The organism is Micromonospora sp. DT231 (genome assembly GCF_049847025.1).
GTDB lineage: Bacteria > Actinomycetota > Actinomycetes > Mycobacteriales > Micromonosporaceae > Micromonospora.
Window position 1 is genome coordinate 58,992 of sequence record NZ_JBNCNO010000004.1, and the last position, 14,542, is coordinate 73,533.

The window sequence follows — 14,542 nt, forward strand, 5'->3', positions numbered from 1 at the left end:
CACCTCCAACTGCCCCGATGGGTGTCAGGGTGGAAATCGCGGGACTTCTCGGTCGATGTCCTGGAGCCACCCCATTCGCTCTCCTATCGGGAGGACTTCTGTGCGCGTAAACACCTTGAAGCGAGTCGCCGTCGCATTCGCCCTGGCGCTGCCCGGGGCAGCAATCGCCACGGTGGTCGCCGCGCCGGCGGCACACGCGGACGGCTGTTACACCTGGAACCGCAACCTGTACCAGGGACGCTCGGGCGACGATGTCCGCCAGTTGCAGATCCGGATCGCCGGTTGGGCCGGCTACCGCGACATCGTGGAGAACGACGGCCTCTTCGGGCCGAAGACCGCCGCCGCGGTCAAGCGGTTCCAGCAGGCGTACGGGCTGCGTGCCGACGGCGTCGCCGGCCCGCAGACCTACACCAAGCTGTACCAGCTACAGGACAACGACTGCACGCCCGCGCACTTCAGCCACAGCGAACTGGACGACGGGTGCGGCGGGTCCGGTTACAGCGGTGGCCCGCTCTCGGCGGCCCAGACCCGGCAGAACGCGCTGCGCACCATGTGGAAGCTGGAGGCGCTGCGCAAGAGCCTCGGGGACAAACCGCTCGACGTGTCCAGCGGCTTCCGCAGCCGTGCCTGCAACAACCAGGTCGGCGGCGCGTCCGACAGCCAGCACCTCTATGGCAACGCGGCTGACGTCACCCCGCGGTCGTCCACTCTGTGCCAGGCCGCCCGCAGTGCCCGCAGCAACGGCTTCAGCGGGATCTACGGGCCGGGCTATCCCGACCACGACGACCACGTGCACGTCGACTCGCGTCGAGAGAACAACAGCGACGACACCTCCAACACGACGAACTGGTCAGCGCCGGACTGCGGGGTCGGCAACTGAGCCATCCGCCACGCGCGTGACGTCGGCCCGACGCGGAGGGGATCTTCGCGCCGGGCCGGCGTCCTGTCGCCCCGGGTCGGGCGGACGGGTGCTCAGCTCGCCCGGGGCCAGCGCGGCGCGGTGACCGGGCGGGTCACCGGCCGGCCAGCGGCGGTGGGCCGTACCCCGGGCGGGACGGCCCGCGCGGCCTGCTGCCGCGACGGCCCGGTCGCCGTGAAGGGGAAGGGCACGTGCACGAACGGGTTGCCGTGCCGGATCACCGCCTCGATCTGCCGCTCGTTGAGCCCGTGTGTCTCCAACACCCGTCGCCCCCAGCGGTGCAGGCGGCACGGGTAGGAGGCGCCGTCGTTGCGGCACAGCGGCCCCGTGGGCCACTCCTCGGCGGTGTGCACGACCACCGCCCGGACCGCGAGCCGAACGTCCTCCGGGGTCAGCGGTGCCGGCATTGGCACCTCCCCCAGTACCTGATCGATGGGATCCGTCGACTGCTCACCAACTCGCACGGCAGGCCTCCCGCAGCTCGGCAGCGGTACGGCGGACTCACCGCACCGACATCCTCGGCCATGGGTACGGCCGGCACCCGACGAAAGTTCAATCCCGGTACGCGCTAAGCAGATCCTCCGGCGACAAAACGTTCAGGCCGTCGACGGAGGTGCCGCTGCGCGCCACGGCAAGTGTGGGTACCGACTCGTCGGCACCGGGCAGCTGGGACCGGTGCAGGAGCAGCCGGCCGAGGTCATGCGCGTCGAACGGCCGGTTCTCCTGCCATTTGATCGACCCGACGAAGCTGATGCGCCGAGCGACGGGCTCCCGGTCGGCACCGACTATGTCGATTTCCGGATCGTTTGTCCGGGTCCAGTAGCCACCGACCGTCGCTGCCTCCGCCGGCAGGTGCTCGCCGGGCAGCCGGCGCAGCGCCTCACGAACGACAGGTTCGATGGCCCGCCCTCGCCAGGACGTCCAGGACCGGAGGATCCGGGCCAGGGTTAGATCACCCCGTCCCCGCTCGATCTCGGAAAGGTGTGGGCCCAGGAAGGACAGCCAGAAGCGCAGGTACGGATCAGCCACCGTGTACCGGGTTTCCCGCGAAGGCCTGGTGGACAACGGAACGGCGACCTCCACGGCCCGCTTCTGCGTCAGCAGGCGCAGGGCGCGGTTGAGCGACGCCTGCGGAAGATCCCCCGCCGCGCGGGAGATCAGCGAGAAGGTCCGCTCACCGGAGCCGATGGCCCGCAGCACCAGACCCGCCTGAGACTGGGGCGGGAACTCCGCAGCCAGCGCCCGTTCGCCGCTGACCAACAGGGCCGAGGTCGGGTCCCGTACGGCGTCGGCCAGATAGTCATGCACCGACACGCCGGTCGGCCACTCGTCGAGGATCAGCGGCAAACCACCTGACACCAGGTAGGCGTCGAACGCGTCGGCGGCGGACAGGTCCAGCATGTCGCGAACGTCGGCCGGGCTCAACGGCGGGATAACCATCTCGGTGGCCCGCTGGTGGAACGGCCGACCGTAGTCGTTCAGGGCCTCCATCATCGCCAGATCCGATCCGACACAGATCAGCAGGACCGGCCGTCGGGAAAGCTCACGATCGAAGATCTTCTGCAGCGTCCCCTCGAAGCCCGGGTCGCCCGCGATGAGGTACGGCATCTCGTCGAGGACGACGACGCTCGGCCGGTCGATCGGCAGCGCGGCGGCGAGCAGGCTCAGCGCGGCATCCCAGGTCTGTGGTTGCTGCTCGCGAAGGAGCTGTGCGCCCGGCAGCGTCGAGGCTGCCGCCTCCTCTACGAAGAGAGCGAGGTCGGCGGCGACGCTCGGCTGCGCGGAGGCGGTGAAGAAGAGGTACGGCACCTCGGCGCGCTCCACGAACTCCTCAACCAGCCGGGACTTGCCCACCCGTCGGCGACCGCGCATGAGGAGTGCGCGACCCGGCCGACCAGCCCTGCCGCCCCGTTGCACCCGAGCGAGCATGCCGCTCAGGAGCTGAAGCTCACGGTCCCGACCGACAAAACCGTCCACGACCACCCCTGAGACAACCAACGATGAAACAACCAAGTTTGAGTGTAACCTCATACGTGTTGTCGCGATCGGCGGTTGCCCCGGTACGACCGGCGGCAGGCTCAGACCAGGCCGGCGTCGTGCACGAGCAGGGCCACCTGGACCCGGTTGTTCAGGTCGAGCCGGGTCAACAGCCGGGAGACGTACGCCTTCACCGTCGCCACGCTCATGAACAGCTCCCCCGCGATCTCCGCGTTGGTCTGCCCCCGCCCCAGGGCGACCGCCACCTGCCGCTCCCGTTCACTGAGCCCGGTGAGCAACCGCAGCGCCCGCTCCCGGCGCGGGTCCGGGCCGACCGGGCCGGGAGTGGCGGCGGTCACGTGGGCGATTAGCGTCCGGGTCACCGTCGGGGAGAGCGTCGCCTCCCCGGCCGCCACCCGTCGCACGGCGTGCACGATCTCCGCCGGCGGGGTGTCCTTGAGCAGGAAACCGGCAGCCCCGGCGCGCAGCGCCCGCAGCACCTGCTCGTCGGCGTCGAAGGTGGTCAGCACCAGCACCTCCGGCGGGTGCGGCTGGGCGCGCAGCGCCTCGGTGGCGGTCAGCCCGTCCACCCGTGGCATCCGGATGTCCATCAGCACCACGTCCGGGGCGTACGCGGCGACGGCGGCCGGGACCTCGCTGCCATCGGCCGCCTCGCCGACCACCGTCAGGTCCGGCAGGCCGCCGAGGATCATCGAGAGGCCGGCCCGGACCAGGGCGTCGTCGTCGACGATCAGCACGCGCACCGACGGCACGACCGACTCCGGCCCCGACGGCCCGGCCACACCCGAGGGCCCGGTCACACCTGACGGGCCAGCCACACCCGACGGCCCCGTCACGCCGGCCACGGCAGCCAGGCGGCCAGCCGGAAGTCGCCCGCGTCGTCCCGGCCGTAGGCCAGCCGACCGCCGGCCAGGGTGACCCGTTCACTGATGCCGACCAGGCCGGTGCCGGCACCCGGCAGTGTGCCGCCGGCCGGTGCGCCGACCGGCCACCGGTTGCCGATCGCCACGGTCAGCCCGTTGCCCGGCCCGCCGGCCACGTCCACGGTGACGGCCGCGCCGGCCGCGTGCTTGCGGGCGTTTGTCAGCCCCTCCTGCACGATCCGGTACGCGGCCCGGCCCAGCGCCGCCGGCACCTCCCCCGACCGGTCGACGATGTCGCTGACGTTGACGTTGACGCCGGCCGAGCGCGATTCGGCGATCAGGGCCGGCAGGTCGGCGAGGGTCGGCTGGGGTGGCTCCGGGGCATCGCCGTCGGTGCTGCCCGAGGCTCGCAACACCCCGATCACCTCCCGCAGGTCCTGGAGGGCGGCGTGCGCGCTGCCCCGGATCACCCCGGCGGCACGGGCCACCTCGTCGGGCGGTGCGTCCGGGCGGAACTCCAGCGCGCCCGCGTGCAGGCTGAGCAGCGAGATCCGGTGCGCCAGCACGTCGTGCATCTCCCGGGCGATCCGGGTGCGTTCGAGGTGGCGGGCCTGGGCGACGCGGAGCTGCTGTTCGGCCTCGGCCCGCTCGGCGCGCTCGCGCAGCGACACGATCAACTGCCGGCGAGCCCGGACGAACATCCCCCAGGCCAGCACGGCGAAGCTGAGCACCACGCCCCACGACGCGGTGGCCCAGTACGACATGTTCGGGTCCGGACGCAGCCAACTGAAGACCAGGTTGGTGACGAGGCCGGCGCCGGTGACCGCGATCGCGATGGCGGTCCGCCGGTGGACCACCACCGTGAAGTAGAAGATCAACAGTGGGATGGCCGAGGCAATCGAGAACAGCGACAGTGGTGTCGTGGCCACCAGCAGCCCGAGCGGCCAACGGCGGCGCAGCCAGAGCAGCCCGCAGCAGACCAGCCCGAGCAGCGCGTCCGCGGCGGTCATCCAGCCGTGCGGCAGCGGGAGGGCGATCGTCGGGTGGGGCTCCAGGGCATCGGCGGTGGCGAACAACACCCAGAGCAGGCAGACCAGGAACGCGACGCTGTCCACGATCCAGTCGCGGGTGGTGCGGCGCGGACGCCCACGCCCGTGGTCAGCCGGCACCACCAGCTCCCCCGGCAGCAGCCAGGGGTGCTCCGGGACGGCGAGGCTGGTCACGGCCCCATGCTAGGCAGCCGACGGGCACCACGACCAGCTACCAAAGTCGAGACCCCTTCCTCGACCAAGGTCGACGCGGCACCGACCGGTGGCCGCAGCGGATGGCCGGGCGGCGCGGGCAGGCTCATTCGCATGATCACGGTAGAGAACCTCACCAAGCGATATGGGCCACACCCGGCCGTGGACGACGTGTCGTTCCAGTGCGAGCCGGGCACCGTCACCGGCTTCCTCGGCCCCAACGGCGCCGGCAAGTCCACCACCATGCGGATGATCTGCGGGCTCACCGCGCCGAGCGCCGGCCGCGCCACCGTCTCCGGACACCCGTACCGGGAGCTGCCCAACCCGGGGCGGGAGGTCGGCGTGCTGCTGGACGCCTCCGCCCAGCACGCCGGGCGCACCGGCCGCGAGGCGTTGACGCTGTCCGCGTACACGATGGGTCTGGACCGGCGTGAGGTCGCCGCGAAGCTGGACCTGGTCGGGTTGAACGCGGTGGCGGCGAAGCGTCGGGTACGGGCGTACTCGTTGGGCATGCGCCAGCGGCTCGGGCTGGCACAGGCGCTGCTCGGCGACCCTCGGGTGCTGATCCTCGACGAGCCGGCCAACGGCCTGGACCCGGAGGGGATCTTCTGGATGCGCGGCCTGCTGCGCGACTTCGCTGACCGGGGCGGCACCGTGCTGCTCTCCTCCCACCTCCTGCGCGAGGTGGAGGCGGTCGCGGACCGGCTGGTGGTGATCGGGGGCGGCCGGATCGTGGCCCAGGGCAACAAGGACGAGCTGCTGGCCGGTGGCGGCACCGTGGTCCGGGCCCGCGACGACGCGGCGCTGCGCCGGGCGCTGGAGACGGCCGGGTTGAGCGCCGCCGACAGCTCCGAGGGGCTGCTCGTGCAGGCCGACGCCGAGGCGGTCGGCCAGGCCGCCGCCGATGCCGGCGTCGCGCTGGCCGAGCTGCGGCCCGCCAGCGGCGGTGGCCTCGAACAGCTCTTCCTCACCCTGACCGCCGGCGAATCCACCAAGGAGGCCGTCCGATGACCACCACCACCGCGCCCGCCGTCGGCGCCGTCGCGCCCCGGCACCACACTCCGGTACGCCGTCCGTCGCTGCTCCGGCTCTCCGCCGTGGAGGTACGCAAGCTCGTCGACACCCGGGCCGGCCGTTGGCTGCTGATCACCATCGGTCTGGCCACCGCCCTGATCGTCACCCTGCAACTGATCTATTCGAACGACGCCGAACAGACCTTCCTCAACTTCTTCGTCCCCTCGCTGCTGCCGGTGTCGGTGCTGCTGCCGGTGCTCGGCATCCTGTCGATCACCAGCGAGTGGTCGCAGCGGACAGCCCTCACCACCTACGCCCTGGTGCCCCGCCGGGAACGGGTGGTCGTCGCTAAACTGATCGCCGTGATGCTGACCGCGCTCGCCTCGGTGCTGGCCAGCCTCGTCTTCGCCGCCGTCGGCACGCTCGTGGCTTCCGCCACCGGTGGCGCGGGCACCTGGGCGTTCGACTGGTCGCTGCTGCTGAACGCGGTGGTCATCCAGGTCACAAGCGTGTTGATGGGCGCGGCCTTCGGCCTGCTGCTGCTCAACCCGCCGTTGGCGATCGTCGGCTACTTCCTGCTGCCCACCCTCTGGGGGGTGCTCGGCGAGATGGTCAAGCCGCTGCGCGGCCCGTCCGAGTGGTTGGACACCAGCAAGACGATGGAACCGTTGTTCAGCAGCGACGCCGTCACCGGCGGGCAGTGGGGGCGGATAGTGGTGTCCCTGCTGGTCTGGATGATCCTTCCGCTGGCCGCCGGTCTGTTCCGGACGCTGCGCCGCGAGGTGTCCTGACCATGGACCTGGCCGGCAATCGACCACGCACCGTCGTCAGCGGCGGCGCGACAGAGCTGGCCGTCATGTGGGGCGGCTTCCCGCTTGTCGGCGCGGGCCTCGGATGGCTCCTCGCGGCGACGACCGGTTGGCTCGCCCGGTTGCCCTGGGTGCCGTTCGGTGACCTGGTCGAGTGGCTGGACCGGCTGCCCGAGCCGCAGGCCACCGCCGGCGCGGTCGCGGTGGGCGTCCTGGCCGGCCTGGTCGTCGCCGGGATCGGCACCGCCGAACGGCTGATCGTCACCGTCGACGCGGCGCAGGTCCGGCTGCGCCGCTCCGGCCAGGACCAGACGGTCGCGCGGGCCGACACCCGGATGGTCTTCCTCGCCGACAAGCACCTGGTGCTGCTCGACGGCGACGGCGCGGAACTGGTCCGGGAGTCGACGGACCTGCCGGCCGCCAAACTGGCGGAGGCGTTCCGCACCCACGGCTGGGGTTGGGCGGACGACGACCCGCACCGGTCGGCGTACCGGCTGTGGGTGCCCGACCTGCCCGGTCTGCCCGCCGGCGCGGACGCGCTGCTGCGCGCCCGCGAACGGGCGATCGAGCGGGACCGCCGCGACGACGCCCGGGAACTGCGCCGCGAGGTGGGCCGGCTCGGGGTGGTGCTGCGCGACGAGAGCAAGCGGCAGTACTGGCGGTTGACCCCGCGGGCCGTCGCCGCCGGGTCCGAGCAGCCGACTTCGGCCGAGCGGGAGCCGGACGAGCGGTAGCGTCTGTCCCAGGAGACCCTGGGAGCCGCGCGATGACCGAACAGCAGCCGTACCGGGTGGTGTCCCGACACCCCGGCTTCGAGCTGCGTCGGTATCCGGCCCACCTGGTGGCCGAGATGCAGATCCAGGCGTCGTTCACCCGGGCGCCGATCGAGGCGTTCCGGCCGCTGGCCGCGTACCTCGGCGGCGCCAACCGCGCCCGGCACCCGATCGGGACTGCCGCGCCGGCGCTGCCCGCGGCCAGCGGCTCGGAGAAGATCGCGATGACAGTTCCGGTGGTCCAGGTGGAGGGTGAGCGGCCGGGGGCGTACCTGATCCAGTTCGTGATGCCTGTCGCCTTCACCGCCGCCACCCTTCCCGAACCTGTCGACCCGAGGGTGCGGACCCGCGAGGTGCCGGCACAACTGGCGGCGGCGATGCGGTTCTCCGGGCGGTGGACGGAGCAGGCGTTCAGCCAACGCGCCACCATGCTCGGCCGCTCGGTCACCGCGGCCGGGCTGCAACCGACAGGCGCGATCCGGTACGTGCGCTTCGACCTGCCGTGGAAGCCGTGGTTCCTGCGCCGCAACGAGGTCGTGCTGCCGGTCGTCGAGTGAGCCGCCGGCGGCCGTCCGGGCCACCGGCCGGCTGTCCGGGCTACCGGCTGGTTGTGCGGGCTACCGGCCGGTTGTCGGTGGTCGGCCAGGCCAGCAGCAGGGCCATCCCGAGTCCGGAGAGCAGCCCGCACAGCGAGACCAGCAGGTCGGAGTCGGCCGAGCTGATCGGGCTGTTGCCGGCCAGCGCGGTGAACGTCGCCCCGATCGGCAGCAGGACCAGCATGGGAAGGGCCGTGACCAGGAGGAAGGCCACAGGTCCCGCCAGCGCCGCGAGGGCGGCCAGAGCGTGGTGCCGCCAGCTCGGCCGACCGCCCGGCCAGTCCCAGGCCAGCAGGGTGACCCCGGTGAGCAGCACCGCCCCGAGGGCCATCTCCGGCAGCAGTCGCGACTCGGGTGGGACGGAACGTACCAGCCCCACGCCGAGCAGCGCCGCGACGGTGAGGCCGGCCGCCAGCCCGACGCGGGGCCCCGACCGCGCCGGGGCCGCCGCCAGCGCGGCAGCGACGGTCAGGACGACAAGCAGCGTCGCGGTGGCCAGGGCGCCCTGGTTCAACTCCGGCTCCCGGTCCGTGGGCGACTCGATGCCGGCCGCCACGATCGTCAGCACCCCGGCCACACACGCCGCGCCGGTCACGACCTTCCGATCGACGGCCGGGGGCAGGCCGCGTTCCCAGCCCATCAGGGCCACCGTCAGCACGCCTAGAACCGCGCAACCGCCGACGGCGAGCAGCACCGTCGCCTGGACGCCGATCGGATCGACCCGGTCGATCGCGAGGTCGGCGGCAACCCACAGACCACCGAGCACCACGGCCGTCCGGCTCCAGTGCCGAAGACCCCGACCGGCCAGCACCAGCCCGAGCGCCACCGCCATGATCGCCATGAACCGCAGGTCGCGCGCCCAGTAGGTGTTGTTGCCGGGCAGGCGCTCCGACCACGGGCCGATCGGCTCGGTCAATGGTTGCAGCACTGTCACGCCGAACGCCCAGAGCACGACGGCGGCGCAGGAGAGCAGCAGCCCGAGCGGCCGCGCGGATCGCATCCGTGGACGGTAGCGGCCCGGTCGCTCTCCCGGGGGGCGGGGACGCCGTGCGGTGCCGACCGGGGACCGGGGGCGGGGACGCCGTGCGGTGCCGACCGGTGCCCGCGCGGGCCGGTGCCGCCGTCATCCGGCGAGGCCGACAGGTGACCGTGCGGGGCGGTGCCGCAGCAGCCGCCACGTCGGCAGGATGCTGGCCAACGCGGCGAGCAGCAGGCACAGCCCCACCGCCCCGGCGATCACCGGCCACGGCACCACCAGGTCGACGGGCGCGCCGACCTGCTCGGCGAGGGCGGCGCGGATGCTGAGCAGACCGACGAAGGCGACGGTCCCACCGAGCAGCGCGCCGATCAGCACCACCAGGGCGGACTCGGCCGTGACCAACCAGATGACCTGCCGCCGGGTCGCCCCGGCCAGGCGGATCAGCCGCAGGTCGGCGGCCCGGCCGGCAGCGGCCAGCACCACCGTGTTGGCCACCGCGATGGCCCCGTAGCCGGCCGACACACCGATCAGCAGCAGCGTGAAGAGCCAGACGAGGCGGTCCTCCGCGGCGTCGGCCTCGGCCGCCCAGGTGGCGACGTCGACGACCCGCGCGCCGACCGGAGGATCGATCCGGTCCCGGACGTACACCGTGGACGTCAGGGCCGACGGGTCGTGCGTACGCACCACCGCGCGGGGCACGAGCAGATCGCCGGGGAGCGAGTCGTCGGTGACCACGGCGACGACGCGCAGCGACACCAGTTCCCCGTCGGCGAAGACCACCGCGTACGGCTCGGACGGCCGCAGGTTCGCCGCGGCGGTCACCACCACCGTGTCGTCGCCGCGCAGGTCGTCGAGCGAGCCGGCGACGACTGTCAGCGCCCGGTTCGCGGCGGCGAAGCCGACCGGGTCCACACCGAGCGCGGTCAGTGGCTGGTCCGCCGGCACCGTCGCGGGGTCGGTACGGAAGACGGTGGTCGGCAGGAGGGCGGTGCCACCTGTCGCGGCGACCGCCTGGTCCGACAGGCCCGGCGCCCGGTCGGGCAGCACGATCCAGCCGGCGTTCACGGTGTCCGCCCGACCTGCCGCGTACGCGGCCGTGGTGGTCCGCACCATCCCGGACACCAGCACCGCGAAGGCGATGGTGAGCAGCACCGGGGCAGCCGTGGACGCGGTCCGCCGGGTCGCGGTCAGCGCCCCGCCCCGGACCAGCATCCCGATCGCGCCACCACGCCGCCGGATCGGAGAGCGCAGCAGCCGCACCACCGGCCCGACCACCGCCGGGGAGAGCACCGTGGCACCGGCCACCAGGGCCATCACCGCGTACAGGGCGTACTGGGCCGCGATGCGAGCCTCGTCGGCGGTCGCCGTCCCGACGCTGAGGGCGATCCCCGCCGCGACGAGCAGCGCGCCGGCGCCGACCCGCAGCCGCCCGATCGGCCGCTGCTCCACCGCCGCCTCGCGCAGCGCCTCCATCGGTCGGACCCGCGCCGCCCGGCGCGACGCCGACCAGACGGCCAGCAGCGCGATCACCGGCCCGGCGACCAGCGAGAGCGCGATCGGCCACGGGCTGTACCGGACCCGGAAGGTCGCTGGTTCGAAGCCGACATCGACGAGCAGCCGACCCACAAGCGGGGCGAGCACCGCGCCCACCAGCAGCCCGACGACTCCCGCCGCGACGCCGACGACGAGCGCCTCGGCGTACACCATGCGCCGGACCTGGCGTCCGGTGGCGCCGACGGCGCGCAGCAGGCCCAGCTCACGGCGGCGCTGCGCGATGGTGAACGCGAAGGTGGAGGCGACCACGAACACCGTGACGAAGCCGGCGAGAGCCGCCGTGGCGGTGAGCACCTGCATCCCGATCCAGCGGGTGCGGGCGTCGGTTCGCGGCTCCAGCGCGCCACGCGCGTCGCCGGTCAGCACCCGTCCGTCCGGACCGACGACACCGCGCGCCGCGGCGGCGACCCGCTCGGGATCGGTCCCCGGGGTGAGCACCAGCCCGATGGCCCGGACACCTGGCGCGAGCGCGGCGGCCACCTCGTCCGCGACCTGGACGCCGGGCGCGTCGACAAGACCACTGACGGTGTACGGCTCCGGTCCCGCCGCGGTGAGCAGGGTGATCGGCGCACCGGGACGCAGTCCGAGCGCCTGGTCGACGACCACCTCGCCGGCCCGGGTGGGCGGCCCGCCGGCCGTCAGGCGCAGTCCGCCCAGCCGGGCGCTGGACCAGCCGTGTCCCTGGTGGGCGTCCTCCCGCCGGGTGTCGGCGCCCGAGGGTCGGCCGTCGATGAGCGGCTGGGCGTAGAAGGTCCGTTCCGGCACCGCCGCCGCGACACCGGGCAGGGCTGCCAGCCGGTCGACGAGTCCCGCCGTCGCGGTGGCCGACCAGGGCCGGGTCGGCAGGAACGAGTCGGCCGACGCGCCCGCCTCGGGGCTCTCCACGACGACCGCGGCCCGCGCGAACCGGTCCGGCACCTGTGGACGGCCGGAGGCGAGCAGCAGGGTGGCCGCCGCGACGAGCGCGACCCCGATGGCGACGGCCACGAACGCGCTGGCCGACCGCCGGACGCTCACCACGACTGCTCCGCGGGCGCGTGGGCGGACGGGCTCGTCTCCCGCTCGGCGATCCGGGCGGCGACGACCGCCGCGGTGATCCCGCCGTCCAGCTCGTCGACGACGCGGCCGTCGGCGAGCAGCAGGACCCGGTCGGCATACGCGGCGGCGGCCGGATCGTGGGTGACCATCACGACTGTCTGCCCGTGGTCGTCGACGAGCGCGCGCAGCAGCCGGAGCACCTGACGGGACGCGGCGCTGTCCAGCGCGCCGGTCGGCTCGTCGGCGAAGACCACGGCTGGACGGGTGATCAACGCGCGGGCCACGGCGACGCGCTGCTGTTCGCCGCCGGACAACTCACTCGGCCGGTGCCCGGCCCGGTCGGCCAGGCCCACGGCGTCGAGCGCGGCGGTCACGTCCCGGGCCGGTGGGCGGCGGCCGGCCAGGCGCAACGGCAACTCGACGTTCTGCGCGGCGGTAAGCGTGGACACGAGGTTGAACGCCTGGAACACGAAACCGATCCGGTCGCGCCGCAGCCGGGTCAGCTCGTCTTCGCCGAGGTCGTTCAGTCGCGTGCCGTCGATCGTGACGACCCCCTCGGTCGGGCTGTCCAGCCCCGCCGCGCAGTGCAGCAGGGTGGACTTTCCCGAGCCGGAGGGGCCCATCACCGCCGTGAACGTGCCGCTCGCGAAGCTTGTGCTCACGCCGTCGAGCGCCGTCACCCGGCGGGTTCCGGCGCCGTACACCGCGCGCAGCCCCGTCAGGGTCACCGTGTGTGTGGTCATGACCGCTACGGTGCCGGTTGCCCGGGGTGTCGCGCGTCGTGCCGGAGCGGGCACTTTCCGACAGTCCTCCGGGTGGAGGTGGCGGCCCGGAAACACCCGCCCGTCGTCCTCGGTGATGACCACCCACGGGTGGACGCGGGCGGCCCGGCCGGCCGATACCGTCGGGCGGGTGACCACCCTCCTGCTGACCCGGCGACTGCGGCCGGTGGACCTGTACCTGGCGGACGCCGTGCTCGCCCTGGCCGTCGGTGGGTTCCTCTGCCCGTACGCGGCGTTGGAGTCGCCGCTGCACGGAGGCGTACGCGAGCCGCTCTGGGTGTCCATCCTGACCGGGCTCGCCCTCGGGCTGCCGTTGGCCGTTCGACGCCGGTGGCCGATCACCGTCGCCGTGGTGATCAGCGGCGGCACCACAGTGTCGCTGGTGACGGGGGTGATTCCCAACTTCGCCGCCGCCGCGCCGGCGTTCGCCATCGGCCTGTCCTTCTACACGGTGGCGGTGTCGACGGCCACGCGCCGGTCGGTGCTCTGCGCGGCCGGTTGTCTCGCTCTGGTCAGCGTCGGCCTGGTGCTGACCGCGGGTGACCTGTGGTCCCGGGCCGGGGGCGTCGCCTACGCGGCCGTCATGATCGCGCCCGCCTGGTTGATCGGCTGGTTGCTTCGGGAGCGGCGCGCCCTCGCCGCCCTCCAGGGTGACCAGCGGGTCCATCAGGCCGCCACCGAGGAACGACTGCGGGTGGCGCGCGAGCTGCACGACGTGGTGGCGCACACGCTGAGCCTCATCGTGGTGAAGGCGGCCGTCGCCAACCACGTCGCCGAGGCCGATCCCCGGGAGGCGGGCGCCGCCCTGCGGGTGATCGAGGAGACCGGCCGCAACGCGCTCACCGACGTCCGCCGGGTGCTCGGCATCCTGCGTGAGGACACCCCGTACGTGCCGACGCCCGGCCTGGACGAGCTGCCCGCGCTCGCCCGGCAGGCGGCGATCGGCGGCGTCGACGTCCAGCTCGACGTCCGACGCGACGAACCGGAGGGTACGGTGCCCGAGTCGGTGGGCCTCGCGGTGTACCGGATCGTGCAGGAGGCGGTGACGAATGTGGTGAAGCACGCGGCGCCTGCCGCCTGCCGGGCCCTGGTGACAGTCACCCCCGACGAGGTACGGGTGGAGGTGACCGACGACGGCCGTCGTCCGGTCCTGCTCGGCGGCGAGGGGCACGGGTTGATCGGCATGCGGGAGCGGGTGGCGTTGCACGGCGGGGAGTTCCGGGCCGGTCCACGTTCCGACGGCGGTTTCGCGGTGACGGCCAGCCTGCCCTACCGGGTGGTCGCGTGATCCGGGTGCTGATCGCCGACGACCAGGCGCTGCTGCGCGGCAGCTTCCGGCTGCTCGTCGATCTCGCCGGGGACTGCACAACGGTTGGCGAGGCGGGCACCGGCGTGGAAGCTGTCGCGTTGACCGGCCAGCATCGTCCGGACGTGGTGCTGATGGACGTCCGGATGCCGGAGATGGACGGCATCGAGGCGACCCGGCGGATCTGCGCCGACCCGGCGACGGCCGACACCCGGGTCATCATCCTGACCACGTTCGACCTGGACGAGTACGTCTACGGCGCGCTGCGCGCCGGCGCCAGCGGGTTCCTGCTGAAGGACACCCCACCGGCGGACCTGCTGACCGGGATCCGGGTGGTCGCCGCGGGTGAGGGCCTGCTCGCGCCGACGGTGACGCGCCGGCTGATCGACGAGTTCGCCCGGCGGGCGGAGCCGACCCGACCGTTGCCGCGCCACCTGGACGGGGTGACCGAGCGGGAACGGGAGGTGCTCACGCTCATCGCCCGTGGCCTGTCGAACGCGGAGTTGGCCGCGCGGCTCAACCTCAGCCCGGCGACCGTCAAGACGCACGTCGGGCGGTTGCTGACCAAGCTGGCGGTGCGGGACCGGGCGCAACTCGTCATCGTCGCCTACGAGACGGGGCTGGTGGGGCCGGGCAGCCTACGCTGAGCCGGTCGACCCGCACCCGAGGA

14 protein-coding genes are annotated in these 14,542 nt (G+C 73.3%); 7 read left to right on the forward strand and 7 right to left on the reverse strand.

Annotated elements, in window-relative coordinates:
* Positions 1 to 100: 100 nt before the first annotated feature.
* Complete coding sequence (locus ACPXBU_RS11715; protein ID WP_393366894.1) at positions 101 to 880, forward strand: D-Ala-D-Ala carboxypeptidase family metallohydrolase; 780 nt, start codon at positions 101 to 103, stop codon at positions 878 to 880.
* A gap of 92 nt (positions 881 to 972) precedes the next feature.
* On the opposite strand, the gene ACPXBU_RS11720 is transcribed toward ACPXBU_RS11715, so the two are convergent.
* From ACPXBU_RS11720 to ACPXBU_RS11735, 4 genes are all read right to left on the reverse strand, one after another.
* Positions 973 to 1,326, reverse strand: a complete 354-nt coding sequence (locus ACPXBU_RS11720; protein WP_425758044.1) for a hypothetical protein — start codon at positions 1,324 to 1,326, stop codon at positions 973 to 975.
* 145 nt (positions 1,327 to 1,471) lie between these two features.
* Entirely contained in the window at positions 1,472 to 2,896 is a 1,425-nt protein-coding gene (locus ACPXBU_RS11725; RefSeq protein WP_425758045.1) for an ATP-binding protein, read from the reverse strand.
* A 101-nt stretch (positions 2,897 to 2,997) separates the two neighbouring features.
* Positions 2,998 to 3,771 (reverse strand): response regulator transcription factor, encoded by a 774-nt coding sequence (locus ACPXBU_RS11730; RefSeq protein WP_393367107.1) that lies wholly within the window; start codon positions 3,769 to 3,771, stop codon positions 2,998 to 3,000.
* Positions 3,750 to 5,003 (reverse strand): sensor histidine kinase, encoded by a 1,254-nt coding sequence (locus ACPXBU_RS11735; protein WP_425758046.1) that lies wholly within the window; start codon positions 5,001 to 5,003, stop codon positions 3,750 to 3,752. The genes ACPXBU_RS11730 and ACPXBU_RS11735 overlap by 22 nt, the downstream gene beginning before the upstream one ends.
* A 132-nt stretch (positions 5,004 to 5,135) precedes the next feature.
* On the opposite strand from ACPXBU_RS11735, the gene ACPXBU_RS11740 reads away from it, so the two are divergent.
* Genes ACPXBU_RS11740 through ACPXBU_RS11755 form a run of 4 tightly spaced genes read left to right on the forward strand, consistent with a single transcriptional unit; the run spans position 5,136 to position 8,174 of the window.
* Positions 5,136 to 6,032: an ABC transporter ATP-binding protein gene (locus tag ACPXBU_RS11740; protein ID WP_425758047.1), complete on the forward strand. Its 897-nt coding sequence runs from the start codon at positions 5,136 to 5,138 to the stop codon at positions 6,030 to 6,032.
* Positions 6,029 to 6,826: an ABC transporter permease gene (locus ACPXBU_RS11745; RefSeq protein ID WP_425758048.1), complete on the forward strand. Its 798-nt coding sequence runs from the start codon at positions 6,029 to 6,031 to the stop codon at positions 6,824 to 6,826. Before ACPXBU_RS11740 ends, ACPXBU_RS11745 begins: the two co-directional genes overlap by 4 nt.
* A 2-nt stretch (positions 6,827 to 6,828) precedes the next feature.
* Entirely contained in the window at positions 6,829 to 7,578 is a 750-nt protein-coding gene (locus ACPXBU_RS11750) for a YqeB family protein (RefSeq protein ID WP_425758049.1), read from the forward strand.
* 32 nt (positions 7,579 to 7,610) lie between these two features.
* Positions 7,611 to 8,174: an SOUL family heme-binding protein gene (locus ACPXBU_RS11755; RefSeq protein ID WP_425758050.1), complete on the forward strand. Its 564-nt coding sequence runs from the start codon at positions 7,611 to 7,613 to the stop codon at positions 8,172 to 8,174.
* Positions 8,175 to 8,214: 40 nt separating this feature from the next.
* Here the strand turns inward: ACPXBU_RS11755 and ACPXBU_RS11760 are convergent, their stop codons facing one another.
* The 3 genes from ACPXBU_RS11760 to ACPXBU_RS11770 all read right to left on the reverse strand — a co-directional run bounded on the left by ACPXBU_RS11760 (position 8,215) and on the right by ACPXBU_RS11770 (position 12,527).
* On the reverse strand, positions 8,215 to 9,213 hold the full coding sequence (locus tag ACPXBU_RS11760) for a hypothetical protein (protein ID WP_425758051.1): 999 nt from the start codon (positions 9,211 to 9,213) through the stop codon (positions 8,215 to 8,217).
* Positions 9,214 to 9,336: 123 nt separating this feature from the next.
* Positions 9,337 to 11,763: an FtsX-like permease family protein gene (locus tag ACPXBU_RS11765; RefSeq protein WP_425758052.1), complete on the reverse strand. Its 2,427-nt coding sequence runs from the start codon at positions 11,761 to 11,763 to the stop codon at positions 9,337 to 9,339.
* Complete coding sequence (locus tag ACPXBU_RS11770; RefSeq protein WP_425758053.1) at positions 11,760 to 12,527, reverse strand: ABC transporter ATP-binding protein; 768 nt, start codon at positions 12,525 to 12,527, stop codon at positions 11,760 to 11,762. The genes ACPXBU_RS11765 and ACPXBU_RS11770 overlap by 4 nt, the downstream gene beginning before the upstream one ends.
* A 169-nt stretch (positions 12,528 to 12,696) precedes the next feature.
* Between ACPXBU_RS11770 and ACPXBU_RS11775 the strand changes: the two genes are divergently transcribed.
* Positions 12,697 to 13,854 carry a sensor histidine kinase gene (locus ACPXBU_RS11775; RefSeq protein ID WP_425758054.1) on the forward strand — a complete coding sequence of 386 codons (1,158 nt, stop codon included), beginning with the start codon at positions 12,697 to 12,699 and terminating at the stop codon, positions 13,852 to 13,854.
* A complete protein-coding gene (locus tag ACPXBU_RS11780) occupies positions 13,851 to 14,519 on the forward strand; it encodes a response regulator (protein ID WP_425758055.1) in 669 nt (222 codons plus the stop codon). The genes ACPXBU_RS11775 and ACPXBU_RS11780 overlap by 4 nt, the downstream gene beginning before the upstream one ends.
* The last annotated feature ends 23 nt before the right edge of the window (positions 14,520 to 14,542 follow it).

What these genes read in the sequence shown, in the direction of transcription:
- ACPXBU_RS11720 (WP_425758044.1), bottom strand. Translation starts at nt 1,326, where the DNA reads ATGCCGGCACCGCTGACCCCGGAGGACGTTCGGCTCGCGGTCCGGGCG.
- ACPXBU_RS11740 (WP_425758047.1), top strand. Translation starts at nt 5,136, where the DNA reads ATGATCACGGTAGAGAACCTCACCAAGCGATATGGGCCACACCCGGCC.
- ACPXBU_RS11745 (WP_425758048.1), top strand. Translation starts at nt 6,029, where the DNA reads ATGACCACCACCACCGCGCCCGCCGTCGGCGCCGTCGCGCCCCGGCAC.
- ACPXBU_RS11750 (WP_425758049.1), top strand. Translation starts at nt 6,829, where the DNA reads ATGGACCTGGCCGGCAATCGACCACGCACCGTCGTCAGCGGCGGCGCG.
- ACPXBU_RS11755 (WP_425758050.1), top strand. Translation starts at nt 7,611, where the DNA reads ATGACCGAACAGCAGCCGTACCGGGTGGTGTCCCGACACCCCGGCTTC.
- ACPXBU_RS11760 (WP_425758051.1), bottom strand. Translation starts at nt 9,213, where the DNA reads ATGCGATCCGCGCGGCCGCTCGGGCTGCTGCTCTCCTGCGCCGCCGTC.
- ACPXBU_RS11770 (WP_425758053.1), bottom strand. Translation starts at nt 12,527, where the DNA reads ATGACCACACACACGGTGACCCTGACGGGGCTGCGCGCGGTGTACGGC.